This is a genomic window from Paenibacillus sp. NPDC057886, from assembly GCF_042796655.1.
Taxonomy (GTDB): domain Bacteria; phylum Bacillota; class Bacilli; order Paenibacillales; family Paenibacillaceae; genus Paenibacillus.
Genome location: NZ_JBHVMZ010000008.1, coordinates 19,320 through 45,606, shown reverse-complemented (window position 1 = coordinate 45,606; position 26,287 = coordinate 19,320). Strand labels below are relative to the sequence as shown.

At 48.5% G+C, this 26,287-nt stretch carries 20 protein-coding genes and 1 other annotated feature; all 20 genes read left to right on the top strand.

Going from position 1 to position 26,287, the window contains the following annotated elements; genetic code table 11:
• Positions 1-159 precede the first annotated feature (159 nt).
• The 20 genes from lonB (at position 160) to radC (ending at position 26,093) form a co-directional block, all read left to right on the top strand.
• Positions 160-1,914 carry an ATP-dependent protease LonB gene (gene lonB, locus ACFVQB_RS24930; protein ID WP_379445693.1) on the top strand — a complete coding sequence of 585 codons (1,755 nt, stop codon included), beginning with the start codon at positions 160-162 and terminating at the stop codon, positions 1,912-1,914.
• 86 nt (positions 1,915-2,000) lie between these two features.
• Positions 2,001-4,340, top strand: a complete 2,340-nt coding sequence (gene lon, locus ACFVQB_RS24925) for an endopeptidase La (RefSeq protein WP_379445676.1) — start codon at positions 2,001-2,003, stop codon at positions 4,338-4,340.
• Positions 4,341-4,496: 156 nt separating this feature from the next.
• Positions 4,497-5,150, top strand: a complete 654-nt coding sequence (gene yihA / locus ACFVQB_RS24920; RefSeq protein ID WP_379445673.1) for a ribosome biogenesis GTP-binding protein YihA/YsxC — start codon at positions 4,497-4,499, stop codon at positions 5,148-5,150.
• 267 nt (positions 5,151-5,417) lie between these two features.
• Positions 5,418-6,008 (top strand): non-ribosomal peptide synthetase module, encoded by a 591-nt coding sequence (locus tag ACFVQB_RS24915; protein WP_379445667.1) that lies wholly within the window; start codon positions 5,418-5,420, stop codon positions 6,006-6,008.
• A 498-nt stretch (positions 6,009-6,506) separates the two neighbouring features.
• Positions 6,507-7,895 carry a glutamyl-tRNA reductase gene (hemA, locus tag ACFVQB_RS24910; RefSeq protein ID WP_379445663.1) on the top strand — a complete coding sequence of 463 codons (1,389 nt, stop codon included), beginning with the start codon at positions 6,507-6,509 and terminating at the stop codon, positions 7,893-7,895.
• A 14-nt stretch (positions 7,896-7,909) separates the two neighbouring features.
• Complete coding sequence (ccsA, locus tag ACFVQB_RS24905) at positions 7,910-8,737, top strand: cytochrome c biogenesis protein CcsA (protein ID WP_379445657.1); 828 nt, start codon at positions 7,910-7,912, stop codon at positions 8,735-8,737.
• Between the two features lie 5 nt (positions 8,738-8,742).
• Positions 8,743-9,393 (top strand): precorrin-2 dehydrogenase/sirohydrochlorin ferrochelatase family protein, encoded by a 651-nt coding sequence (locus ACFVQB_RS24900; protein ID WP_379445652.1) that lies wholly within the window; start codon positions 8,743-8,745, stop codon positions 9,391-9,393.
• A gap of 2 nt (positions 9,394-9,395) precedes the next feature.
• A complete protein-coding gene (hemC, locus tag ACFVQB_RS24895; protein ID WP_379445647.1) occupies positions 9,396-10,352 on the top strand; it encodes a hydroxymethylbilane synthase in 957 nt (318 codons plus the stop codon).
• A 4-nt stretch (positions 10,353-10,356) separates the two neighbouring features.
• On the top strand, positions 10,357-11,919 hold the full coding sequence (gene cobA, locus ACFVQB_RS24890) for a uroporphyrinogen-III C-methyltransferase (RefSeq protein ID WP_379445642.1): 1,563 nt from the start codon (positions 10,357-10,359) through the stop codon (positions 11,917-11,919).
• Between the two features lie 107 nt (positions 11,920-12,026).
• Positions 12,027-13,028 carry a porphobilinogen synthase gene (gene hemB, locus ACFVQB_RS24885; protein WP_379445639.1) on the top strand — a complete coding sequence of 334 codons (1,002 nt, stop codon included), beginning with the start codon at positions 12,027-12,029 and terminating at the stop codon, positions 13,026-13,028.
• 123 nt (positions 13,029-13,151) lie between these two features.
• Complete coding sequence (gene hemL / locus ACFVQB_RS24880; RefSeq protein ID WP_076290785.1) at positions 13,152-14,456, top strand: glutamate-1-semialdehyde 2,1-aminomutase; 1,305 nt, start codon at positions 13,152-13,154, stop codon at positions 14,454-14,456.
• A complete protein-coding gene (locus ACFVQB_RS24875; protein WP_379445633.1) occupies positions 14,453-15,361 on the top strand; it encodes an RluA family pseudouridine synthase in 909 nt (302 codons plus the stop codon). The genes hemL and ACFVQB_RS24875 overlap by 4 nt, the downstream gene beginning before the upstream one ends.
• A gap of 136 nt (positions 15,362-15,497) precedes the next feature.
• Positions 15,498-16,973: a LysM peptidoglycan-binding domain-containing protein gene (locus ACFVQB_RS24870; RefSeq protein WP_379445623.1), complete on the top strand. Its 1,476-nt coding sequence runs from the start codon at positions 15,498-15,500 to the stop codon at positions 16,971-16,973.
• Between the two features lie 158 nt (positions 16,974-17,131).
• Positions 17,132-17,410 (top strand) — a binding site (T-box leader).
• 58 nt (positions 17,411-17,468) lie between these two features.
• Complete coding sequence (locus tag ACFVQB_RS24865; protein WP_379445616.1) at positions 17,469-20,135, top strand: valine--tRNA ligase; 2,667 nt, start codon at positions 17,469-17,471, stop codon at positions 20,133-20,135.
• 77 nt (positions 20,136-20,212) lie between these two features.
• Positions 20,213-21,589, top strand: a complete 1,377-nt coding sequence (locus ACFVQB_RS24860; RefSeq protein ID WP_379445593.1) for a bifunctional folylpolyglutamate synthase/dihydrofolate synthase — start codon at positions 20,213-20,215, stop codon at positions 21,587-21,589.
• A 56-nt stretch (positions 21,590-21,645) separates the two neighbouring features.
• A complete protein-coding gene (murC, locus tag ACFVQB_RS24855) occupies positions 21,646-22,965 on the top strand; it encodes a UDP-N-acetylmuramate--L-alanine ligase (protein ID WP_379446871.1) in 1,320 nt (439 codons plus the stop codon).
• A gap of 118 nt (positions 22,966-23,083) precedes the next feature.
• A complete protein-coding gene (locus ACFVQB_RS24850; RefSeq protein WP_379445591.1) occupies positions 23,084-24,277 on the top strand; it encodes an SPOR domain-containing protein in 1,194 nt (397 codons plus the stop codon).
• A 145-nt stretch (positions 24,278-24,422) separates the two neighbouring features.
• Positions 24,423-24,665 carry a DUF4321 domain-containing protein gene (locus ACFVQB_RS24845; RefSeq protein WP_024633972.1) on the top strand — a complete coding sequence of 81 codons (243 nt, stop codon included), beginning with the start codon at positions 24,423-24,425 and terminating at the stop codon, positions 24,663-24,665.
• A 91-nt stretch (positions 24,666-24,756) separates the two neighbouring features.
• Positions 24,757-25,368 (top strand): Maf family protein, encoded by a 612-nt coding sequence (locus tag ACFVQB_RS24840; RefSeq protein ID WP_379445588.1) that lies wholly within the window; start codon positions 24,757-24,759, stop codon positions 25,366-25,368.
• Positions 25,369-25,403: 35 nt separating this feature from the next.
• Positions 25,404-26,093, top strand: a complete 690-nt coding sequence (gene radC, locus ACFVQB_RS24835; protein WP_024633970.1) for a RadC family protein — start codon at positions 25,404-25,406, stop codon at positions 26,091-26,093.
• Positions 26,094-26,287 lie beyond the last annotated feature (194 nt).

Below are 26,287 nucleotides of genomic sequence, written 5' to 3'. Positions count from 1 at the left end.
TATCGTTTTGCAACAGTCTGTCAGCAATGACGGGCTGTTTTTTGTTGTCAAACACACAATTTCCTGATCACCCGTTTACGTCTCGGTGAAAAGGCTATACTACCAAGTATTAGCATGATCTCATATGAGAATAGGGATAGAACAGGAGGATGTTGAGACATGGAATTTGGTATGGTCATAATGATGATTCAATTATTTTTTGGTGTGGTGATCGGTTTGTATTTCTGGAATTTGCTTCGTGGCCAGAAAACGAATCGCAGTGCGGTGGAGCGTGAATCCCGCAAGGAACTGGAGAAGTTGCGGAAGTTGCGCTCCATTTCACTCACCAAGCCCCTAGCAGAGAAGACACGTCCGGCAACCATTAATGACATAGTAGGGCAAAAAGACGGACTCCGCGCCCTTAAAGCCGCACTATGCAGTGCTAATCCACAACATGTCATTATTTATGGACCTCCAGGAGTCGGGAAAACAGCTGCTGCAAGGGTGGTTTTGGAAGAAGCCAAAAAGAATCCGTCATCTCCCTTCAAGGCCGATGCCAAATTCACGGAACTCGACGCCACGACGGCGCGTTTTGATGAACGGGGTATTGCTGACCCCTTGATTGGTTCAGTGCATGATCCGATCTATCAGGGAGCAGGAGCGATGGGCGTAGCAGGCATTCCTCAGCCCAAACCCGGTGCCGTTACAAAAGCGCATGGGGGGATGCTTTTTATTGATGAGATCGGTGAACTGCATTCTATTCAGATGAATAAACTGCTGAAAGTATTGGAGGACCGCAAGGTCTTTTTGGAAAGTGCGTACTATAACTCGGAAGACACGCATACTCCTGCTTATATCCACGATATTTTTCAAAATGGTCTGCCAGCCGATTTTCGTCTTGTCGGAGCGACAACTCGTTCGTCCCATGAACTGCCTCCGGCCTTGCGCTCGCGGTGCATGGAGGTCTATTTCCGTCCATTGCTGCCCGAAGAGATTGGGCAAATTGCGGAAGATGCCGTTCAGAAAATCGGATTCAGTCCATGTCCAGAAGCAGTGGATGTGGTCAAGCGGTATGCAACCAATGGCCGTGAAGCGGTCAATATCATTCAGCTCGCTGCTGGGCTGGCCTTGACCGAAAAACGTGAAACGCTGCAGGCGTCGGATGTGGAATGGGTCGCTGGCAGCAGCCAGATTCAGCCCCGGCCAGATCGCAAGGTGCCTTTGCGGCCGCAGATCGGTTTTGTGAATGGCTTGGCCGTATATGGACCGAATATGGGCACCATTCTGGAGATTGAAGTATCCGCTGTTCCAGCTCTTCGAGATCAGGGACAAATCAACATCACGGGAGTTGTGGATGAAGAAGAGATTGGAGGCGGTTCGCGCACACTCCGGCGAAAAAGCATGGCTAAAGGCTCGGTTGAAAATGTGTTAACCGTATTAAAGGCCATGGGCATTCGTCCTAACGACTATGATTTACACGTTAACTTCCCAGGTGGAACGCCAATTGATGGCCCGTCTGCCGGGATCGCCATGGCGACAGCCATTACATCAGCCATCCAGGGGCGTCCGATTGACCATGAGACAGCGATGACTGGAGAGATCAGTATTCATGGCCGGGTAAAACCGATCGGCGGTGTACTTGCCAAAGTGGAGGCTGCATTCCAGGCGGGAGCAAAGACGGTCATTATTCCAGCAGAGAACTGGCAGTCCATCTTTGAAAACCTGGATGGCTTACGTGTTATCCCGGTCGATACCGTTGAAGACGTATTCCGAGAAGTATTTGACTGGGTGCCTAATGAGGAGCAAGCCAATCAAATCAACCTTGCGGAGGATACAGCGACACCTGCACCGGAGATTTTCCCACCGGCATCCGCATCCTATTTACGTGCTGACTTGCCCCGTCCAGGACAGGTTACAGATTCGGGAAGCTGCTAAGCGCTTCCCTTCATTGGTTTTTTATGTGAACATTTGATAGAATAATGAATGACTACAACCTGAGAGCCATTGGAGGTGCGAAAGCGATGGGACCAAGCAAAGCGAAAGGTCGTCGTTTTCCTTTACTGCCTTTAAGAGGACTTCTCGTCTACCCGAGTATGGTACTGCATCTCGATGTGGGCCGGGAGAAATCGGTCAAGGCTTTAGAAAAAGCGATGGTAGAAGAACATTTGATTCTCCTATGTTCCCAAGCCGAGGTAAATATTGAAGAACCAACACAAGAGGACATTTTCAGAATCGGAACGGTTGCCAAGGTCAGACAGATGCTGAAGCTTCCAAACGGGACGATTCGTGTACTTGTGGAAGGCTTGGAACGGGCTGAAATCATTGAATATACGGATAACGAGGAATATTACGAGGTACTGGCACAAGAGCTTCCTGAAGAGGAGAACAGTCATCCGGAAACAGATGCGCTGATGCGTACAGTTCTGAACCAGTTCGAAAATTATATTAATCTGTCCAAAAAGGTTACACCTGAGACACTTGCGGCTGTGTCTGATATTGAAGAACCCGGTCGCTTGGCCGATGTCATCACCAGTCACCTGTCTTTGAAGATCAAGGACAAACAGGAGATTTTGGAGACCATCGACGTTCGTGAACGGCTGGAGAAGTTGCTGGACATTCTGAACAATGAGCGGGAAGTACTGGAGCTTGAACGCAAAATCAGCCAGCGCGTGAAGAAACAGATGGAAAAAACCCAGAAAGAATACTATCTGCGTGAGCAGATGAAGGCGATTCAGAAAGAGCTGGGTGAGAAAGAAGGCCGTGCCGGGGAGGTTGAGGAACTCCGAAATCAAATGGAGGCTCTTGGCTTGCCGGACAAGGTGAAGGAAAAGGTTGAGAAAGAAATTGATCGCCTGGAGAAAATGCCATCAAGTTCTGCCGAAGGCGGTGTTATCCGCAACTATGTGGATTGGCTGCTGGGACTGCCTTGGACGCAGCTGACAGCGGACGATCTGGATATTCAAAAGGCTGAAGATGTGCTAAATGCAGACCACTACGGTTTGGAAAAACCAAAAGAACGTGTGCTTGAATATCTGGCTGTTCAGAAGCTGGTGAAAAAGCTTAAAGGACCGATCCTCTGTCTGGTTGGACCTCCAGGGGTCGGGAAAACGTCGCTTGCCCGCTCTATCGCCAGATCCCTTGGACGTGAATTCGTCAGAATATCCTTGGGTGGCGTGCGAGATGAAGCAGAAATTCGCGGTCATCGCCGTACCTATGTGGGCGCAATGCCAGGCCGTATCATTCAGGGCATGAAGACGGCAGGTTCACTCAATCCGGTTTTCCTGCTGGAAGAGATCGATAAAATGGCTTCGGACTTCCGCGGAGACCCTTCCGCAGCGTTACTCGAAGTACTTGATCCCGAACAGAACAATACTTTCAGTGACCACTTTGTAGAGTTGCCGTTTGACTTATCTAACGTTATGTTTATTACAACTGCCAACACAGTGCATAACATTCCACGTCCGCTTCTGGACCGGATGGAGATGCTCAATATTCCGGGGTATACCGAGCTGGAGAAGCTGCAAATTGCCAAAAACTATTTGCTGCCGAAACAGAAACAGGATCATGGTCTGGAAGAAGATCAGCTGAATATCGGGGATGACAGCATGTTGCGTGTCATTCGTGAATATACACGAGAGTCCGGCGTGCGGAATCTGGAACAGCAGATGGCTTCGTTGTGTCGGAAAGCGGCCAAAAACATCGTGTCTGGTGTGGAAGGTCAGATTAACATTACACCAGATGAAGTGAAGGATTACCTTGGTCCGGGTAAATTCCGCTACGGTATGGCCGAACTGGAAGATCAGATTGGTACGGTGACGGGACTGGCGTGGACTGAAGTGGGTGGAGATACCCTCGTGATCGAGGTTACCGTTGTACCTGGTACAGGCAAGCTGACGCTGACAGGTAAACTGGGCGATGTCATGAAGGAATCGGCTCAGGCGGCATTCAGCTACACCCGATCCAAAGCTGCACAGCTTGGCATTCCGTCTGACTTCCACGAGAAGAATGATATCCATATCCACGTTCCGGAAGGAGCCATTCCGAAGGATGGACCATCTGCCGGAATTACGATGGCGACTGCATTGATCTCTGCTCTGACGAACAAACATGTCTCCAAGGACATTGCTATGACTGGCGAAATAACGCTGCGTGGCCGTGTGTTGCCGATCGGCGGACTTAAGGAAAAATCACTGGCGGCCCACCGCGCCGGTTACAAAAAAATATTATTGCCCAAGGATAACGAACGGGACCTGCGGGATATTCCGGACAGCATCAAGGAAGATGTGGAATTTGTTCCTGTAGCCCATATGGATCAGGTGCTGCAACATGCGCTTGTGGAACAGGCAGGAATACACCTGTAGCCCGTTAAACGAGGGATCGTATGAAGAGTAAACCGTTCTGCGGAAGCTTTGGCGTCCGCTGGAACGGTTTTTTTGGTATGATAGAACAATCCATGGCATAATACCAACAGCAGCTCTAAGTAAGAGCACAGGAGTTAAAGAGAGGACAGATACATTATGAAAGTAAATCAATCCGAATTTATTATCAGTGCCGTTCGGCCTGAACAATACCCAGAGGACGGCCTGCCCGAGATTGCCTTGGCGGGACGATCCAATGTAGGAAAATCATCTTTGATCAATCGTTTGATTAATCGCAAAAACTTGGCGCGGACGAGTTCTACCCCTGGTAAGACACAGCAACTGAACTATTATAAGATCAATCAGGATCTCTACTTTGTGGATTTCCCCGGCTACGGCTATGCCAAAGTGTCGAAGCAGCAGCGTTTTGCCTGGGGCAAAATGATGGAGAAATATTTGCTGGAACGGAAAGAATTGAAGCTTGTCATGCAAATGGTGGATATGAGACATGAACCGTCCAAGGATGACATGATGATGAATGACTGGCTTCGCCATCATGGCTTGCCACTTGTTGTGGTAGCGACGAAGATGGACAAGATTCCGAAAACGCGTAGAGCCAAACATATTAAAGTCATCAAGGAAGCTTTGGATCTTCGTCCAGGTGATCTGTTTGTACCGTTTTCATCGGAAGAAGGTTTAGGTAAAGAAGAATTATGGGAGATCATCACCCGTTTTGCCGGAATCGGTCAAGCTGCAGTGGAAGAAGAGCCACAGGCTGAGGAAAATCACGAAGATCACGAAATTAACGGATAACCGGGGATTGCGCCATTTTTATGCAGGAAAGTGAGCAACTTGGGTGTATCTTTGATGAGATCAAGGTTAAATCCATATTTTATGGGTTTTCGTGAAAATTCATTGTTTTATTTTGGGGCGAAATAGCTTTACGGTAGTGTATAATGAGTATAGGTGCATTTGTGCCAACAGTACCAAAGTACCGGCCTTGCCGGCCTGAAGAATTTTGAGATCACTGCCACATGTGCAGGAAGACAAAACAATCGGGAAAGAATTGAGGAGATTTTTATGGCTCATCGATTAGCCACAGAGTATGTTAAAGCCATTTTGAAATTGTCAGAACCTCAGATGCATCAGTTTTTGCGCATGACAGAAGACGGTCGGATTCATCAACGTGTGAAGGTGATGGAGAATGGCTGCCAGGAAATTGTGCTAGAAGATGTGAGTGGAGAAGAAGTTCATTTCCCGTTTGACCGTAGGGAAGGGTTTTACATCTGTGAGTTATCTTGCCGCCTGGTAAACCATCATCTGACGAATGTAGTCCGGAAGCTCTTTATGACCTTTAAGGGTGACGGCGTTGTTCATCGGATTTATGAAGAGTTCACCATGACGTATGTTTATACTCAAGGCGTTGTCCGTAAAATTGTGGAGCAGACCGGCGAGAATATCCGTGTCATCTATGAATACAAAAATACGTTGCTTGAATTGAAGCGTGTGTTCCAGGCTCGGGATGTTGAACGTGAGATCATTCGGGTATACGCCGAGATTGATTCGTTACTCGATACAAGAATGAATCTTTCTACTTCTGAACAGCTCCAGCAGATTGATGAAAGGCTTGCTCGCCACCAGAAACGACTGTTTGAGCTTGAAGCTTATTGACCTAAAAGTGTGAATTATACAAGTACCTAACTAACCATCCCCTAATGCTCTGATCTGGCACATTCCAGGCAGCTGCGAAAGGGGATTTTTTTGATTTTGGGAGCTTGATTGGTACGAAATCTTTTATTTTTTGATCTTCCTAAAAGGGGTTGCATTCCCTTTGAATAGATGTTATTTTTAATCTCGTTGAAAAGAATATAGGAACCAGATCCCAAATCTGAATAGTCATGGAGCCTTCCATGGCTATTTGTTTTATATGGGATTTTCATGAATCTTTATCATTAAAACAAGTATTTTAACGCATAACGGTGAAGATTGGTGAGACACTACAATAAATGACAATGCATAAGATGATTTACATGGGAATTTCATAAACATTTCATAAAAATGGCCGGTCATAGTATGGATGTGTGATATAATTAATCATGTCAATCATAAATGGATGAACATATGTAGAAAACACTTTGATTGGAAATTTATTAGGCAGGTGAACTTGCAATGCACATCGTTGTCGTTGGTTTGAATTATCGCACGGCGCCTGTAGAGGTTAGGGAACGATTCACATTTGCAGAAAAGGACTTGTCTGAAGCGCTGCAGCAGCTCAAGCTGACCAAGAGTGTATTGGAAGGTGTAATCGTAGCCACATGTAACCGTACCGAGTTGTATGTTGTGGTAGACCGTCTTCACATGTGTGGTTATTTTATTCGGACGTTCATGGAACAATGGTTTAATGTTCCACGGGAAGAATTTACGCAACACTTATATATATATGAAGATGATCAAGCTATGCGCCATTTGTTCCGAGTCATTTGTGGGCTGGACTCCATGGTTATTGGCGAGACTCAGATTCTTGGACAGGTGAAACAGGCTTTTTTCAAAGCGCAGGAAGAGAAAGCTACTGGGACCTGGTTTAACATGCTGTTCAAACAGGCTGTTACATTGGGCAAACGCGCACATTCAGAGACTTCGATCGGAGAGAGTGCGGTATCTGTAAGTTATGCTGCTGTAGAGCTAGGCAAGCGTATCTTTGGTATGTTCACGGATAAGAAGGTGCTGATTCTGGGTGCCGGCAAAATGAGTGAACTTACAGTAAAACATCTTTATACCAACGGAGCCTCCGAAGTCATTGTGGCGAATCGGACACTTGCGCGAGCTGAGGAATTGGCAGCGAAGTTTCGGGGGACCCCTTGTACGATGGAACAGGCATTAGAGCGACTGAACGAGGTTGATATTGTCATCAGTTCGACGGGGGCAGAAAGATATGTACTGGATGCCACTGTTGTTCGAGAGAGTATGAAGCGTCGTCAATCGCGTCCACTGTTCCTGATTGATATTGCTGTTCCGCGGGATATCGATCCGGCGATCGGCGAGTTATCCAATGTATTCCTTTATGATATTGATGATTTGGAAGGAATCGTGGAGAGCAACCTGGAGATGCGTAAGGTGGAAGCTGCGAAGATCGAGAAAATGATTGAACTTGAGATGGAAGATTATTATCAATGGCTTAAAACCTTGGGCGTTCGTCCTGTAATTCGGGCATTGCAGGAAAAAGGAGCTTCCATTCATGAAGAAACGATGGATAGTCTGTTTAATAAATTGCCTGAACTGGATGAACATCAGCGTAAAGTTATCCGTCGTCTGACGAAAAGCATCGTGAATCAAATGACGACAGATCCGATTAACCGGATTAAGGAGATGGCTGGTACCAACCATGGTGATGAAGCGCTACGCATGTTTACTCAGATCTTTGCTCTGGAGGATGCAGTAGAGGTGGCCGCTGAGAAAGTAAATCAGAGCGATGCCACGGCTCTGCGCAAACCGGATGCGGTTCATTTTAACGATTCCCGGCAAGACCCCGTGCCGGCTTATGCTCCGGCAGGCGTATAAGGCGGGTGGGCAGCTTGACCCTAGCTGAACAAATCTACGAAGCTTTAATCTATATGTATGCCCTGAGCCTACTGTTCTATTTCTCGGACTGCATTCGACGCAATGCGGGGGCGAAGCGGACAGGCACAGGGTTTCTTGTTGTTGTATTGGCACTTCAGGTGTTCCATGTCATTTTACGCATGTTAACCGAAGGGCATTTTCCAATCTACACCACGTTTGATTTTTTGTTTATCTTTTCATTTAGTATTGTGCTGATGTCTCTGGTGATGACTCGTATCCAGCGTTCCGAATTTGCCATTTTGTTGCTGAACGTGGTTGGTTTCTCGGTTACGGTGTTGAACCGTTTGTGGTTTACAGCAGGTGAGATATCTCTGCATAATTGGCAGACTGTGCATGGATTGCTTATTATGCATATCACCTTGGCAAATCTTGGTTTCGCAGCTCTGACGGTGGGTGCTGTATTTGCCATGTTATATCTGTTTTTGCACCGCAAGCTGAAGAATAAAAAGTGGAATGATACCGTACGTCGTCTGCCGAGTCTCGAGGTGATCGGCAAATATATGGATGGTGCTACACTGATCGGCACACCTCTTCTTGGTGTTTCTATCATGCTCGCGGTATTGTCCATTGTGGCCGAAACGCGCTGGAGCCTGCTCTTGGATCTCAAGGTTATTGCTACGGGGCTTGCCATAGCGATCTATGTTGGATACTTCGTTTTCAAGAGAAGGAAACAGTTCTCCACAGTCATTATGGCGAGATGGACGCTGATCGGATACGGCTTTGTCATTATCAGTTTTTTATCCAATGCATATTCAGCGTTTCATCGTTGGACGGGAGAGTGAAGGGGATGAAACGGTACACGCCAATATTTGTGGATATATCAGGGAAATCCTGCTGCGTGGTTGGAGGCGGACGTGTTGCTGAACGTAAAATAAAAGGTTTGCTTCATGCGGAAGCACAAATCAAGGTGATTAGTCCGGAAGTTACGCCAATATTACAACAATTGCATCATGATTCCCGAATTCAATGGCTGGCCCGGTCCTACCGCAATGGAGATTTGCGGGGGGCCTTTCTCGTATATGCAGCAACGGACCATGGTGAAGTGAACACAGCTGTTGTCCATGAAGCTGAAGATGCGGGTATACTGGTTAATGACGCCATATCTTCTGAGCGAAGCACCTTTATTACACCAAGTGTGGTCAGGCGTGGCAGACTGAGCATTGCGATATCGACCGCTGGAGCAGGTCCGGTGGCCGCAGCAGAAATTCGTGACACATTGGAACAGCAATTCGGAGATGAGTACGAGACTTATATTGAATTTTTGTATCAGATGAGGATGGAAGTAAAGGCACGAGTATCTTCTTCAGGTGTCAGAGCTAAATTACTCCGTCGGTTAACCGAAATGAATGTGCTGGAAAAGATCCGTACAGGTCAGTTTAAGTGGTGGACTGAAGAACAAATTGGGGACTGGATATCCCATAATCAGGAGGACGTGTAGACATGCGGACAATTAAAGTGGGAAGCAGACAGAGCGCACTTGCTTTGACCCAGACAGGCCATGTAATTCAAGATTTACGTGATATTTGTGAACGGGAAGGATTAGCTTTTGATTTTGAAGTACATAAAATTGTTACAAAAGGAGATTTGATTCTCGATGTAACCCTGTCCAAAGTTGGAGGCAAAGGACTGTTTGTCAAAGAGATTGAACAGGCGATGATGGATCGCACGATTGATATGGCTGTTCATAGCATGAAGGATATGCCTTCCGAGTTGCCTGAAGGGTTGACGAACGGAGCTGTTCCGCGCCGTGCGGATCCTCGTGACGCACTGATTTCGAATGGTGGACTCACATTGGATCAATTGCCGGAAGGTGCAAGAGTGGGGACCAGCAGTCTGCGTCGATCCAGTCAATTGAAAGCATACCGTCCGGATTTGCAACTTGAATCGCTTCGTGGCAATATTGATTCCCGTTTGCGCAAGCTGGAGACAGAAGGTTTGGACGCTATTATTTTGGCTGCCGCTGGTTTGTATCGAATGGGCTGGCAGGATCGGATTACGGAATATCTGTCAGAGGAAGCTTGTCTTCCCGCAGTAGGCCAGGGTGCGCTCGGCATTGAATGCCGTGAAGATGATGCAGAACTGCTCCATCTGTTGCAGTTGTATAACGATCCGGAAACTGCATTTCCTGTGTTGGCTGAACGTCGCTTCCTTAGTGTATTGAATGGGGGCTGTCAGGTTCCGATTGGAGCACATGCCGTATGGGTGCCACAGCAAGATGCAGATTCCCCGAATGGACAAAACGCGTTACAATTAACAGGTATGGTCGGCACGCCGGACGGCGGACTGATTCTTAAAGAAGCTATGACGGGCAGAGATCCGGTTCGTCTTGGAGAAGAAGTGGCTTGGAGATTGATTGAACGGGGAGCAGAGCAGATACTGGCAGAAGTTAGGGGATGAAGACATGGTGGGGAAGGTCTTTTTGGTTGGTGCAGGTCCAGGGGACGCCAAGCTGATTACGGTAAAGGGCTGGGAATCGATCGGTAGAGCGGATGCTGTCGTTTATGATCGGTTGGCTAGTCCGAGATTACTCAAACAAATGAAGCCCGGCGCGGTTAAAATATATGTGGGCAAACGGCCGGATCGACATACGATGAAGCAGGAAGAAATCAACCAGCTGCTGGTTGATCTCGCACTGGAAGGCAAGGTTGTGGTCCGGCTTAAAGGGGGAGACCCGACGATATTCGGACGCGTAGGTGAAGAGGCTGATCTGCTGCGCAAAAACGGCGTTCCTTTTGAAATCGTACCCGGTGTAACCTCAGCAATAAGTGTACCTGCTTACGCTGGAATACCTGTGACCCACCGCGACTATGCTTCCTCTATTTCCATCATTACGGGGCATGAGAGTCCGGACAAGCTTGACCGCAGTATTCATTGGGATAAAGTGACGAATGCAACAGGTACACTGGTATTTATGATGGGCGTCTCCAAAATTGGATATATCAGCGAACAGTTGATTCGTCATGGACGCCCGGCGCAGACACCAGTGGCATTGATTCGCTGGGGAACAAGAGCAGAGCAGGATACGATCACAGGCACGCTTGAAGATATTGAAGCAAAAGTCATCGCTGCGAACTTTCAACCACCCGCTGTCATTGTTGTTGGTGAGGTGGTGAACCAGCGCGAACAGTTGAAATGGGCGGAAGCACTACCGCTGTTTGGCAAACGCATTTTGGTGACACGGGCACGCAGTCAGGCTAGTGAATTGGTCAACCGGATCGAGGAACTTGGCGGCGAACCTTATGAATTTCCGGTAATCGAGACCGTAATGCCATCAGGGGAGTCGGCACAGGAAAGTGTCAAACAGGCCTTTGGTGCGTTAAATACGTTTGACTGGGTATTTTTCACGAGTGTAAACGGGGTGGAATTCTTCTTCCGTCATTTGGAGCAACAGGGGAAAGATATTCGCTCCATTCATCAAGCGAGAGTTGCGGCGGTAGGGCCTTCCACTGGGGAAGCTTTGCGTAAGTATGGCATCGTAGCCGAGGTCATCCAAGGGCCATTTCAGGCCGAAGGTATGCTCGAAGCTTTTGAAAGTGAACTGAAGGAAGGCCAGAGGGTTCTTTTACCGCATGGAGATCTTGCGCGCTCCTGGTTGCCTGAACAGTTGAGGGAGCGGGGACTTCTGGTCACCGAGGCCATTATCTATGACACCATTCTGGCTGGCGAGGATGACGATGAACTGCTGAAGCTGCTTGAAGAGGGCGGCATTCATGCGATGACCTTCACGAGTTCATCCACCGTCACCAATCTCATGAACATTCTGAAACGGATGGGATTGCAGGACCCCTTGCCTTTATTAAAAAATGTTGAGGTTGCGTGTATTGGGCCTGTTACAGCGAAGACGGCAGAAGCAGCAGGCTTGAAGGTCACAATGATGGCTGAAGAAGCAACCATTGAGAGTCTGATTTCTGTGTTGTCTGAGTGGAAACGAAAGCCTGCTACAGAAGCTGTATTTCCCCGTTAAACATATAAATTGAACCGCAATCGATAGATGAAGCGTGCTGAATTCGTTACGATACCGGCGCGCTTCGCTTTTTGCTCCACATCACTATTCAGGGAGGTTTCACACGTATGAGTTTTCCAATTGTTCGGCATCGCCGTTTACGTCAATCCACAGGTATCCGCAATATGGTGAGAGAGACCCATTTGACTGTGGATGACTTTATCCAACCCATCTATGTTACTTATGGTGAAAATGTAAAATCCGAGATCAAATCCATGCCGGGCGTATTCCGCTTCTCGCTGGACCGTTTGCAGGAAGAAGTGAAGGAGATTGCCGAACTGGGTATTCCAGCTGTGCTGTTATTCGGTATTCCGGAAACCAAAGATAGTGTAGGTTCGTCTGGATTCGCGGAAGATGGCATTGTACAGGAAGCAACCAAGCTGATTAAGTCCTGGTACCCTGAACTGTTGGTCGTTGCTGATACCTGTCTATGCGAATTCACCGATCACGGTCATTGCGGCATGGTGCACACCGTGGAAGTGGACGGTCACATTTGCGGAGATGTTCTTAATGACGAATCGCTGGAGCTGCTCGTAAAAACAGCGGTATCCCAGGCCAAAGCTGGAGCGGACATCATTGCACCATCCAACATGATGGATGGATTTGTCCAAGCGATCCGTGCCGGATTGGATGAGAATGGCTTCAGTCACATTCCAATCATGTCTTACTCCGTAAAATATGCTTCAGCATTCTATGGTCCATTCCGCGAAGCTGCGGATTCCACGCCACAATTCGGAGACCGCAAGTCGTATCAGATGGACCCGGCGAACGCTCGTGAAGCATTGCGTGAAGCCGAAACCGATGTGCTGGAAGGAGCGGACATGTTGATGGTGAAACCTTCACTGTCCTATCTGGATGTCATGCGTACGATCAAGGATCAATTTGATCTTCCACTGGTTGCTTACAACGTAAGTGGAGAGTATGCCATGGTGAAGGCAGCGGCGATTCAAGGCTGGATTGATGAGAAGAAAGTGGCCATGGAAATTCTGTTGAGTATGAAACGTGCGGGTGCAGATATGATTATTACGTACTACGGAAAAGACGCTTCACGCTGGCTGACCGAGAAATAATAGCTTGCTTCCTTAACTTTCCTTAACAGCTAGGATGAACAAAACGGAATATGGTTTATCAAAAATATATAAAGGTCCCCTCCAATAAGGTTTGGTGGGGCCTCATCACTAAGGAGGATGTTCATGACTGCACAACAAGGAACCCGTCGCAATGATGAGCGCTCACGCAGCGCATTTGAAGAAGCCAAGCAGTACATACCTGGGGGTGTGAACAGCCCAGTTCGAGCGTTTAAATCGGTTGGGCTTACCCCGATCTATGCAGAGCGCGGAGAAGGATCCAAAATCTATGATATTGATGGCAATGTTTTTATTGATTATGTGGGATCTTGGGGTCCGCTCATTATGGGACATGCGCATCCTGACGTGGTAGAAGCTTTGCGTGAGACAGCCCTTAAAGGAACAAGTTTTGGTGCGCCAACGTTGCTGGAGACAGAGATGGCAAAACTCGTCTGTGAGCGTGTGCCTTCAATCGATATTGTACGAATGGTGAATTCCGGTACGGAAGCAACCATGAGTGCGATTCGGTTGGCACGTGGTGTAACTGGACGCAGTAAAATTTTGAAATTTGAAGGATCATATCACGGACATGCCGACAGCTTACTGATCAAAGCAGGATCTGGTGTAGCAACACTGGGTCTGCCTGACAGCCCTGGTGTTCCTGAAGGTGTGGCCATAAATACGATTACGGTTCCATACAATGACCTGGAGTCGGTGAAGCTTGCTTTTGAACGTTATGGTGAAGAACTGGCCGCCGTCATTGTGGAACCTGTTGCAGGTAATATGGGGGTTGTACCACCAGTTTCGGGTTTCCTTGAAGGCCTGCGCAATTTGACGTCTCAATACGGCAGTCTGCTCATTTTTGACGAAGTCATGACCGGTTTCCGTGTAGGCTTGAACTGTGCACAGGGACGATATGGCGTTACACCTGACCTGACTTGTCTGGGTAAAGTTATCGGTGGCGGGCTTCCGGTAGGCGCTTATGGCGGCAGACGTGATCTGATGGAACAGATTGCTCCAACCGGACCGATCTATCAAGCAGGTACGCTGAGCGGTAATCCGCTCGCTATGGCAGCAGGTTACACCACCCTCAAATTGTTGACACCGGAGGTCTATGATCGTCTGGAGACATTGTCTGCACGTTTGCAGGCTGGGTTTGAAAAGAATGCAGCAGAGACAGGTGTAGCCATAACGATTAACCGTGTTGGTTCGATGGTTTGTCCATTTTTCAGTGCTGTTCCGGTTACGAATTATGATATTGCCAAAGAAAGCAATCTGGATCAATTCCGTCGTTACTTTGCGGCCATGATTGATCAGGGTGTGAGTGTTGCACCTTCCCAATACGAAGGCATGTTTGTCTCTGGCGTGCATACGGAGCAGGATATTGACGATACGATCGAGGCGAACCGTAAGGCTCTTCAATCATTATGACAATTAAAAGTTGGAAACGCCGTGGGGAATGGCTTGAGCTGATGCCAGGCAAAGTGGTGACAGGCAGTTCAGACAGGCAAACGGCTGCAGAGCAATGGCTCTTGTCTGAGCTTCAGTTACCAGAGAAAATGTTGCGTCAGCTAAAGACGAACCAGGGCATACAACTGGCAGGGGACCGGCTTCGGCTGGCCCTTTTTGCGTCTCAGTCAATCGATGTTGAACCGCGTTGGGCGGATATCGATGTTTTGTATGAGGATGACTTCTGTCTGGTTGTGCATAAACCGGCCGGAATGAAGCTTCATCCCGATGGGAGCCGGGCGGATCAATCGATTACGCTGGATCATGCGGTTGCTTCCTATTACGAAATGAATGGGATTCAGGCGAATGTCCGCCATGTTCATCGTCTGGATGAGGACACAACGGGACCTGTTTTATATGCCAAAAATGCTTTTGCCCTCGCCAAACTGGATGAAGCAATGCGGCGTAAAGATATTGGACGTCATTACGTCGCCATTGCAGGTGGTCAGATATCCACGGAGCTGAATACGATTGATGCTCCGATTGGGAAGGACAGGCATCACAAGCAACGCAGACGTGTCTCTGAAGGTGGGCAGGACGCTGTAACCCATGTGGAGATCGTGGAGGTGTGGGATAGGGCTACCCTTGTCCGGCTGACACTGGATACAGGACGCACACACCAGATTCGGGTCCATTTAAGTTATGCAGGACATCCCCTCGTCGGAGATGAGTTATATGGAGGCAGAATGGATTCTATTGGTCGGCAAGCTCTTCATGGTGAGACACTGAGTTTTGGCCATCCGCTGACAGGGGCACGAATTGAAGTGGCAGACCCTTGGCCGCAGGATTTCGAACAACTGGCACAACGGGAAGGCAAGGACCAATAAACTGGGAAGGTTTGCACAAAAGGTGGCATGCTCATCTCATTCAAGGCATATAGATGGGGTAACGAAGGATTTGGACCATGGATCAGTCCCATGAGAAGGATCATGGTGAACATATGCCGAAAGGAGGACGCCACCTTTGTTGAATCAACCTTATGGTTTGCGGTTCGATATTTATGAGCGCGTTCATTTGTCAGAGGGAGTCCCTGCAATTGAGGAACTGGAGGAAATTGAGTTATATCCCCGCATTCAGGTGATAGGTCAGGATGATCATGCAACATTGCGAGGCCATCTTTTGCTAACAGGTGCGTATCGGGGAGAGAACGAGATCTCGGAGGAACTCAAACATTTTATTCCGGTGGAGATCACGGTACCCCTGAACCGGGTAAGATCGCTTGACGATATTTCCATTGAGATCGAAAATTTTGATGTCGATTTGTTATCCAACCGAAGTCTGAACATTACAGGCGTATTGTCGCTTCGCGGTATCGAGGGTTTTCCGGTGGAGGAACCACAGGTGTGGTCAGCAGATGAGTTTACCGTTGTACATTCGCCCGACCCTCAGCAGGGCGACCGTTCCGCTGAAACAGAGCAGACAGGCAGCTATCCCAATGTATTTGCTCAGGAGTATCTGCTTCAACGGAGCGAAGAGGAGCTGCAGCAGGAACATCTATTTCAAGCTTCTCCGGAACAGTTTCAATCTTGGCAGCAAGGGGATGGGAACGCGGAGCAAGGCAAAATATTGGCTGAAAACGAAGAGTCCTCGTCCTTGAGGGACAAGGAGGATGAAGCGCAAGCGAAGGAGTTGTCCGATACGCCTTCTCCAGTTTCGTCTTTTTTGGCGGAGACAGCCGACAGGTTGGCTTCTTACCCTGAATCTGAGCCTTTGCTTCCTCTGGCTGAAGAGTCGTCTGTCTGGTCCGAGCCTTCTGTCGAGACCTTACATACGAACTTAAGGAATTCGGAGCAGACCGATTCCAAACTGGATTCGCAGCATTCGGATGAACAGGCAGCACCGGACGTATGGCATTTTGAATCTGCCCGATCTGAACCAAAGCAAGAGGATCAGGCGGTTGCAGATGTCCCGGCAGGTTCGCAGTCAGAGAACTGGCAGGATGTCTTCGCAGCGTCTGAACCGGAAATTTCGGAGGAAGACAGACCTCCTCTTGAAGCGTTGGACACGAATGAGTCTGCTGAAAAAGAAGCTTTTATCCCTGAACCTGTGGCTGAGACGGAAGACAAGCCGGAGCTCAAGGTTGCTTTTGGCAGCAAGAGAGAGTCTGCACCCAAACAGGAAGAGGGCGTGGGCATCTCCTCCTTGTTATCCTCTGGCAGAGTGACACGGGAGGCGGAAGCAGAACGGGAGCAAGAGGCGCTCGCTGGAGTCCTGCAGGAAGAAGCGTACCAGCCTGATGATGTAGAGTGGAAGAACCTGTTCCTCGGCACTATTGTGGATCAGACCCCGTTTCGTAAGGTGAAATTATGCATTGTACAGCGTGAAGAAACGCTTGATACTATTGCAGAACGATATCAGTTAAGTACCAGAGAGCTCCAGTTGTATAATCGATTATCCGAACAAGTTGTGGAAGAAGGGCAGATTCTATATATCCCTTAACCTGTAGGCAGGTTCAATGTCCATTTCGACCCGTGATCCCTTGAGGATGGCGGGTTTTTGCTGTGTCTGCCCTCAACCTGCATTGCAGCGCGCTTTTTCCGCTGTTGTCAGGTTGACTATCGGGCACGGGCAGGGTATGATGTGTTTAGGTTTTTTGAAGAACAACGTGGATCGGGAGTAGTAGACAGTATGACCTTTCAGAGAGCGGGATTGTAGCGCTGGGAAATTCCGTAGGAACCAACTGATCGAAGTCGCCCGGGAGTTGCCTGTTTGAATACAAGGGATGAGTAAGCTTTAGTATCATGCATTCCTGAGGTAGGATGGGCCGGTCGCAGCCGTTATCTGCTTGAAGTGTCACGTAAGTAGAAGGGGTAGTCTGTCTTTCTATGTGCGTGAAACAAAGGTGGTACCGCGAAAGCTAACCTTTCGTCCTTTGATGGATGAAAGGTTTTTTTGTTTTTTGGTGATGATGAATAAGTAACGGAGGAATGACACATGTCTGAACAAAAAAATTCAGCTGCAACAGAAATGCCAACCACATATGATCCGAAAGCTGCGGAACAAAAATGGTATTCCACTTGGATGGAAAATGGATATTTTAAGGCTGGCCAGCGTAAAGATGCTGAACCTTATACGATTGTAATCCCACCCCCGAACGTAACTGGAATGCTCCATATCGGGCATGCGCTCGATTTCACACTGCAGGATATTCTGATTCGTACCAAGCGGATGCAGGGGTATGATGCACTGTGGCTGCCGGGTTCTGACCATGCAGGCATTGCTACCCAAACCAAAGTGGAGCAGAAATTGCGTGAAGAAGGTCAGACTCGTTATGATCTGGGACGCGAAAAGTTCTTGGAGAAGGTGTGGGACTGGAAGGACCAATACGCAACAACCATTCGTCAGCAGTGGGGCAAAATGGGCTTGTCGCTCGACTACTCGCGTGAACGTTTTACACTGGACGAAGGCCTATCCCAGGCTGTACGTAAAGTGTTTGTTCAACTGTATGAAAAAGGCCTCATTTATCGAGGCAAACGAATTATTAACTGGGACCCGGTGAACCGGACTGCACTGTCCGACATTGAGGTTGAATATAAAGAAGTTCAGGGTCACTTGTACCATCTGCGTTATCCACTCAAAGACGGAAGTGGGTATGTTACAGTAGCGACAACTCGCCCGGAAACGATGCTGGGAGATACGGCAGTTGCTGTTCATCCGAAGGATGAGCGTTACGCAGACATGATTGGCAAGGTGCTTGTTCTGCCTATTATCGGCCGCGAAATTCCGGTTATTGCAGATGAGTATGTAGATAAAGATTTCGGAAGCGGAGCCGTGAAAATTACGCCTGCTCATGATCCAAATGACTTCGAAGTGGGCCTTCGTCATGATCTGCCACAGATTACGGTGATGGATGAGACCGGTACGATGAATGCCGAAGCAGGCAAATATCAGGGGCTGGATCGCAGCGACTGCCGTAAGCAGATTGTTGCAGACCTGCAAGAACAGGGCGTATTGATCAACATCGAGGATCATACGCATCAGGTTGGACACAGCGAACGGACAGGAGCTGTCGTTGAGCCGTATTTGTCGACACAGTGGTTTGTTGAGATGAAGCCGCTCGCGGAGAAAGCGATTGAAAAGCAACAAAGCGGTGAAGGGGTTCGTTTTGTTCCGGATCGTTTTGAGAAAACGTATCTGAACTGGATCGAGAATGTTCGTGACTGGTGTATCTCTCGTCAATTGTGGTGGGGGCATCGTATTCCTGCCTGGTATGACGAGGAGACTGGAGAAATTATTGTATCTGCTGAAGATCCGACAACTTTGCCAGAATACGCTGGGCGCAAGCTGAGACAGGATGAAGACGTTCTGGATACATGGTTCAGTTCCGCATTATGGCCGTTCTCTACATTAGGCTGGCCGGAAGACACGGAAGATCTGAAACGTTATTACCCGACAAGTGTACTCGTAACAGGGTATGACATTATTTATTTTTGGGTGGCGCGCATGATCTTTACCGCTCTGGAGTTCACGGAAGAGGTTCCGTTCAAGGATGTGCTGATGCACGGTCTTGTTCGTGATGCAGACGGACGCAAGATGTCCAAATCGCTTGGCAATGGTGTTGATCCGTTGGATGTGATTGAGAAATATGGTGCGGATGCAATGCGTTACATGATCTCTACCAGCAGTACGCCGGGACAGGATCTCCGTTTCCGCTGGGAGCGGGTTGAACAGGCTCGTAACTTTGCCAATAAAATCTGGAATGCATCGCGCTTCGCCCTGATGAATCTGGAAGGGTTCACCTATGAAGATCGTGATATTAGCGGAGACCTCGGAACAGCGGATTACTGGATTTTGCACCGCCTGAACGAAACTTCTCGTGATATTACGCGTCTAATCGAAGCATATGAATTTGGAGAAACAGGCCGTTTGCTGTATAACTTTATTTGGGATGACCTGTGTGACTGGTATATTGAATTTGCCAAGTTGTCCTTCTATGGGGAAGATCCGGTTGCCAAGAAGAATACACAATCGGTGCTTGCTTATGTGCTGGATCAGACCATGCGCCTGATTCATCCGTTTATGCCTTACATTTCGGAAGAGATCTGGCAGCATCTGCCGCATGAAGGCGAGACGATTACGTTGGCTTCCTGGCCGGTGTATGACCCTGCATTGGAGAACCCAGAAGCGGTTGCCGAGATGAACCTGCTTATGGATACTATTCGTGCAGTGCGAAACATCCGTGCAGAAGTAAACGTACCAATGAGCAAGAAAATTGAATTGATGGTGAAAGTGAACAACCCAGAGACATCCAGCATCATTGAACGCAACAGCCATTACATTAAACGTTTCTGTAATACGTCCGAGTTCGACAGCGGCCTGGATCTGAGCTCACCGGATAAAGCAATGACTGCTGTCATTACTGGGGCTGAGCTGTACTTGCCGCTGGCGGGTCTTATTGATATTGATCAGGAAGTGGCTCGTCTGGAGAAAGAGTTGCAGAACCTTGAGGGCGAAGTACTCCGTGTGGAGAAAAAGTTGGCGAACGAAGGCTTTGTGGCCAAGGCTCCTGCCAAGGTTATCGAGGAAGAGCGCGCCAAGCAAGCGGATTATTCCGATAAACGGGATAAGGTGATTGCACGAATCAAGGAACTGAAAGGTTAATATATTCGGGTCGGATGGAGTGCTTCTGCGCCATCCGGCCGCTTTTTTCAACCAAACTCAAACCGAAGGTGAATCATATGACGGAACTTAACGGGACAGAAATAGCATCTCCTTTACTTACCTATGACGAGGCCGTGAACTGGATCAATGGCCTTATTCCTTTTGGCATCCGACCTGGATTGGAACGAATCGAGGGATTGATGTCATTGCTGGGAAATCCTCACCAGCGTCTCAAATTTATTCATGTCGCGGGAACGAACGGCAAAGGTTCGACTTGCGCTTTTTTGACGTCAGTGCTTCTTCAGGCGGGATATGATGTTGGAACGTTCACATCCCCGTATATCACCAAATTCACAAACCGTTTTCAGTACAACGGTGAGGATATCCCAGAAGAAACATTGCTCAAACTCTCGAACCGCCTGTATCCGTTGGTTCAAGAGATGGCTTCAACTCCCCTTGGATCACCTACGATGTTTGAGGTATCCACAGCACTCGCTCTTCTGTATTATGCGGAAGAGTGCTACCCGGACATTGTGGTATGGGAGACAGGGCTCGGGGGAAGGATGGACGTAACGAATATTGTTACACCCGTGGTATCGGTCATTACCAATATCGGTATGGACCATACGGATGTACTGGGAGATACGATTGAGGCGATTGCTGGAGAGAAGGCAGGCATCATTAAGGCGGGGGTACCCGTTGTTACCTGTGCCACGCAACCAGAGGCTGTGAAGGTGATCCAGGAGACGGCAGAGCGGCTACGTTCAACCGTGTATCTGGCAGGAGATCGTTTCTCCTATCATAGACTGGACAGTGATGAGAACGGACAATCTTTTCATTTTACAGGACCGTTCCGTGATCTGGACGCTCGTATTCGCATGCAGGGCGCACATCAATGCGATAATGCAGCGGGTGCACTTATGGTACTGGAGTTGCTTCGCCAATACATGGCATTTATGCTGGATGATGAAGATATTGCACTTGGACTGGAACATGCCTTCTGGGCAGGAAGGTTCGAGAAAGTGGTTGATCAGCCCCGCATTGTTCTGGATGGTGCGCATAATCCGGAGGGGGCCGAATCGCTGGCCAAGAGCATTATCGACGTATATCCTCACAACAAGTTAATTTTGATGATGGGCATGCTGGCGAATAAGCATCACGAAGCGTATTTGCAGCATATACTGCCACTAGTGGATACGCTGATCCTGACCGAGCCAGACTTCCGACGCAAAATGGATGCAGCCGAATTGCTGCAGATCGTCGAACGGGTACGTCCCGTCATTGCGAAACCGGAGCTGGAAATCATCGTCGAGCCCGAATGGGTAAAGGCACTTGATCTATTGAAGTCACGGACGGAAGCGGAAGATCTGGGGGTGGTGTCCGGCACATTGTACCTGATTGCAGATGTGCGGGCAGCCCTTTTGCATCAAACCGATTCTGAAAAAGGTTGGTGAAAGTTTTGTTAAATACATCGGAACACGTTCATTTTATAGGGATTGGCGGATATGGCATGAGTGCCATCGCGAGAGTTATGCTTGAGATGGGATACACCGTTACCGGATCGGATGTCGCTTCACAGGAGTTGACCGAGAAGCTGGCAGCCAAGGGAGCGAAAATATATATCGGACATACAGCAGAGCATGTAAATGGGGCAGACCTGGTTGTCTACTCTACGGCAGCTCCTGCTGATAATGTGGAGCGCGTGGCAGCTGAACAGCTGAATATCCCGATTCTGCATCGCGCCCAGATGCTCGCGCGTTTGCTGAACGAGGGCAAAGGTGTGGCTGTGGCCGGGGCTCATGGCAAAACAACCACGTCATCCATGATTGCACTTGTTATGGATAAATGTGATACAGACCCGACATATATCATTGGCGGGGAAATCATGAACGTGGGGACCAACGCCAAGGCAGGCCAAGGCGACTGGGTCGTTGCCGAGGCAGACGAGAGCGATGGTTCATTTTTGCAGTACCACCCTTGGCTCGGTATTGTGACGAATATTGAAGCGGATCACCTGGAGAACTACAACAGTGATTTTGAGGAACTCAAAAAGGCTTATGTGCAGTTCCTGAGTCAGATTCGTCCAGAGGGCACGGCCATTGTGTGTGCTGATGACGAGAATGTTCAGGCTATTCTGCCAGAGCTGAAATCACGGGTGACCACATACGGCATTGATTATGCTGCTGATTATACAGCAACAGATATCGTGCTTGGTGACCGCCGAATTTCCTTTACGATGAGCCATCAGGGCAATGTGTTGGGTACGGTGGAGTTGTCAGTTCCAGGTAAACATAACGTTTATAATGCGATGGCTACGGTCATTACCTGTCTGGAAGCAGGTATTCCATTTGAGAAAATTACGGCTGCCATTATCCAGTTCCATGGAGCAAAACGCAGATTCCAGGTGCTGGGCGAGGCCCGTGATATGCTGATTATTGATGATTATGCTCATCACCCGACCGAGATTGAGGCTACAATCAGTGCGGCCAAAGCAACGGGGAAACGGATCATTGCGGTATTCCAGCCACAGCGTTACACACGTACGTTCTTCCTGCTTGATGCATTCAGTCGAGCCTTTGCAGAAGCGGATGAGGTTCTCATTACCGATATCTATTCCCCTGCGGGTGAAAAACAGATTGAAGGTGTTCACTCGGCTAGACTGGTTGAACTCATCGTTCAAAACAGTAATGCTTCTGCACGTTATCTTCCGACAAAGGAAGAAGTTGTTGCAGATTTGCAGAACCGTCTTCAGCCAGGCGATCTTGTGCTCACGATGGGCGCAGGTGATATCTGGAAAGTTGGCGATACACTTGCCAAAGGGTTGAAATAAATACATTTATAAACCGTCTGACTTCATTTCGAAGCAGGCGGTTTTTTGCATGAAATGGAATGTTTCAGATTCTCTCCGCATATAGCTGTTATAAATGGGACAAAGGAGAGGGTACGGGGTGAGCAATGCTAGAATGACGTTTCGCTTTGGGGATAACGAGTCGGACAAGCCTGAAAACAAGGGGATACCCACATCCAGCACATTTGCAGCTTTGAGTGAAGAAATTCCGCACAGTCCAACACCAACGCGGTTGAATACAACTCCTTCATGGACACCAGAGGATATTCCCGGTGACTGGGGAGAGACGATGCTGACAGGCTCCACTGTACCTGAACCTTACCAAAGAACGGACAAGGATTCGAAACTCGATGAGCCCGGATACAGTTATAATCAGTTTACTGCATATCCGGGAGATGAGGATGAGAACAGGTCGGACGAGAATTATGGAGGTCATGATTGGCTTGCAGATAGTGAAAACTACTCTTATAAGCGGAATCGCCCCCCGAGGGGCTGGAAAATGATTGGTTCTGTAACGGGTGCGCTTGTAACCGGGGCCCTCTTCGGCATGGTTATTCTTTCTTTTTTTAATCGGGAAGGAGCCGTAGATCCTGGGAGCAAGATTCCCGCCAATCAGGCGGTATCGGCCGTGACAGGTCAGGAGGGAGTGGCAGGTTCGGAACAGCAGCTCCAGGCAACGACTACAGGCGGCAGCTATTATGCACTGCAATATGGTGTATTCAGTTCTCCTGAACGCGCTGAACAAGCGAAGGTGGAACTGTCTCAGGCAGGCATTGCCGCAGGCTCCGACCCGGAGGATGGTAATCGGGTATACGCAGGCATTTCGGCTGACCGTGAGGAGGCCAAGCTGCTCAGCTCCAGGCTTAAGACTGAAGGTGTGGAACTGTACGTCAAGGAAATCGTCAACCCTGAAGTGAACCCGGCAGTATTCGGTGGAAAAGCAGAGGATGTGCAGCATTTCTTCGCAAGCAGCTCGGCTTTGGTTGAACAACTGTCTACCCTTTCGATCCAGCAACTTGGTCAGTCGGTTCCTGAAGCCGTCTCAACCGAAACGATGACCTCATTACAGAACCAGCATGAGCTGTGGCTGACCGGTTTGAATAGTATTGCACCGGGTCTGAGTGCAGACGTACAACCCTATGTATCCGCGATGGAAAAATCGATGAACAGTGCGGTAACGGCAATTGCCGAATACAACAAAAATCCGGCCAATGTGCATATGTGGTCTGTACAGTCCGATCTGATGGAATATGTATTACAGCAAAAAAAATGGCTTGAAGCGATAAAACAGTAATTCATGCTTTCCCATAACACAGCCTTGAAATACCTATCCGGCAAGGAACTGGAAATAGTTCCCCTTGCCGGATTTGTGTTTGTATTGACGTACAAAACCCCGTATAATAATGTGGGTGTCAAAAAATGGCGAGGGAAGATCACCGATGAAAAAAAACTTCGGCATGTTATTGCTGTTTCTGCTGCTCGGCTGGCTGGCCGGTGCGTGGATCGCCAAGGCACTGCAGCCTGTAAAGGCCGTTGCCTTTCTAACAAAAGCCACGACCATTCGTTGGTCGCCGCAGGCTGATCTGGATATTATCAGTTATGATATTTCACTTCAATTTCAAATGAGCCTCCTGAGTCTGATTGGTATTATTGCTGCTGTATGGCTGTATCGCAGGTTATAGGAGAATGACGAATTTTGACGAAGAAACTAAAAAATGATATCTACTAGCGTGATCCGACAGGATGTCGCCGTAGCATAAGGGGCCGGTTATTTTGGATAAAACACAACAGCGTCGTATTATTCTGGCTTCTACTTCGCCACGGCGTAAAGAACTGATCGCATCACTCCATCTAGCTTTTGAAGTAATACCAAGTCACGCCGATGAAGATACACCGCCGGAATGGACTCCTGAACAGACGGTACAGGAACTTGCGATGCGTAAGGCGCTTGCTGTTTATCGCGGACTGGAAGGCCGTGAACAGGATGCTGTTATTGTTGGTAGTGACACTATTGTCGTTCTGGACGGTGATATTCTCGGTAAACCTGTAGACGAAGCGGACGCTGAACGTATGTTATCTCGTCTACAGGCTCGTGTACACCGTGTTTTCACGGGAGTAGCTTGTATTGATGCAAGTAATGGACAATCCATGGTTCAGTATCGGCAGACTGATGTAACGATGAAGGAACTGTCTGACGCTACGATTCGTGCGTATGTTCAGACTGGAGAGCCTTCGGACAAGGCAGGATCATATGCCATTCAGGGCATTGGTGCTTCATTGATAGAACGTGTTGAAGGTTGTTATTTCAATGTGGTGGGCCTACCGTTGTCCTTGCTTAGCGATATGCTGGATGGATTCGGCGTACATGTACTGCCACGTACATGAAATTCCGCAATTGACGATCTGAAAAGAGGGAACATATGGAGTCGCCTCAATATATGATGCGCGACATCCCCCAGGAAGAACGCCCGAGAGAACGCATGATGGAATACGGGGCGGGCGCCTTAAGCCATGCTGAATTGCTGGCGATCTTACTTCGAACAGGTACAAGACAGGAATCCGCAGTGCATATGGCACAGCGGATTCTGACCGAAGCGGGTGGAATTCGCTCGTTAATGGATTTGAGCCTGGAAGAATTGACTGCGATGAAGGGAATTGGCATGGCCAAGGCTGTACAGCTGAAAGCCAGCATTGAGCTTGGTCATCGGATTGCGAAGAGCAGACTTACACAGTCGACTTCAATCCGTACCCCTCGTGATGCGGCCGATATTCTTACCGAACAATTGCGTTACTTGCAGAAAGAACACTTTGTGTGTCTTTTCCTGAATAGCAAAAACCACATTATTGCCCAGGAAACACTCTCCATGGGTAGCCTTAACGCTTCGATTGTACATCCGCGTGAAGTGTTCCGGGCTGCCATCAAATGCAGCAGCGCATCTATTGTGTGCGCACACAACCATCCCAGTGGTGATCCTACGCCTAGTCCAGAGGACATTCAAATAACCAAAAGACTGATCGAGGCCGGCGCAATTGTTGGCATAGACGTGCTGGATCACATTATTATCGGAGATGGAACGTACGTAAGTTTGAAGGAGAAGGGCTTAGTATAATATAATGGTTGGCGTTGATGTTTTCCTATGAATGTTGACGGCGTTGTCCGTAGAAGATAGGTTCACTTTACACATGCAAAACAAATGCAACACAAATGCAACACAAAACAAATGCGAATATTAGCTCCGCCATTGTGGTGGGAATGAAAATGAAACGCTCTTGATTAACCGGGGCGGCTATATGAGGCAGAAAA

Bases quoted from the DNA above. Each gene is read 5' to 3' on its own strand.
- lonB (WP_379445693.1), top strand. From the start codon at position 160: ATGGAATTTGGTATGGTCATAATGATGATTCAATTATTTTTTGGTGTG.
- lon (WP_379445676.1), top strand. From the start codon at position 2,001: ATGGGACCAAGCAAAGCGAAAGGTCGTCGTTTTCCTTTACTGCCTTTA.
- yihA (WP_379445673.1), top strand. From the start codon at position 4,497: ATGAAAGTAAATCAATCCGAATTTATTATCAGTGCCGTTCGGCCTGAA.
- ACFVQB_RS24915 (WP_379445667.1), top strand. From the start codon at position 5,418: ATGGCTCATCGATTAGCCACAGAGTATGTTAAAGCCATTTTGAAATTG.
- hemA (WP_379445663.1), top strand. From the start codon at position 6,507: ATGCACATCGTTGTCGTTGGTTTGAATTATCGCACGGCGCCTGTAGAG.
- ACFVQB_RS24900 (WP_379445652.1), top strand. From the start codon at position 8,743: ATGAAACGGTACACGCCAATATTTGTGGATATATCAGGGAAATCCTGC.
- hemC (WP_379445647.1), top strand. From the start codon at position 9,396: ATGCGGACAATTAAAGTGGGAAGCAGACAGAGCGCACTTGCTTTGACC.
- cobA (WP_379445642.1), top strand. From the start codon at position 10,357: ATGGTGGGGAAGGTCTTTTTGGTTGGTGCAGGTCCAGGGGACGCCAAG.
- hemB (WP_379445639.1), top strand. From the start codon at position 12,027: ATGAGTTTTCCAATTGTTCGGCATCGCCGTTTACGTCAATCCACAGGT.
- hemL (WP_076290785.1), top strand. From the start codon at position 13,152: ATGACTGCACAACAAGGAACCCGTCGCAATGATGAGCGCTCACGCAGC.
- ACFVQB_RS24875 (WP_379445633.1), top strand. From the start codon at position 14,453: ATGACAATTAAAAGTTGGAAACGCCGTGGGGAATGGCTTGAGCTGATG.
- ACFVQB_RS24865 (WP_379445616.1), top strand. From the start codon at position 17,469: ATGTCTGAACAAAAAAATTCAGCTGCAACAGAAATGCCAACCACATAT.
- ACFVQB_RS24860 (WP_379445593.1), top strand. From the start codon at position 20,213: ATGACGGAACTTAACGGGACAGAAATAGCATCTCCTTTACTTACCTAT.
- murC (WP_379446871.1), top strand. From the start codon at position 21,646: ATGAGTGCCATCGCGAGAGTTATGCTTGAGATGGGATACACCGTTACC.
- ACFVQB_RS24845 (WP_024633972.1), top strand. From the start codon at position 24,423: ATGAAAAAAAACTTCGGCATGTTATTGCTGTTTCTGCTGCTCGGCTGG.
- radC (WP_024633970.1), top strand. From the start codon at position 25,404: ATGGAGTCGCCTCAATATATGATGCGCGACATCCCCCAGGAAGAACGC.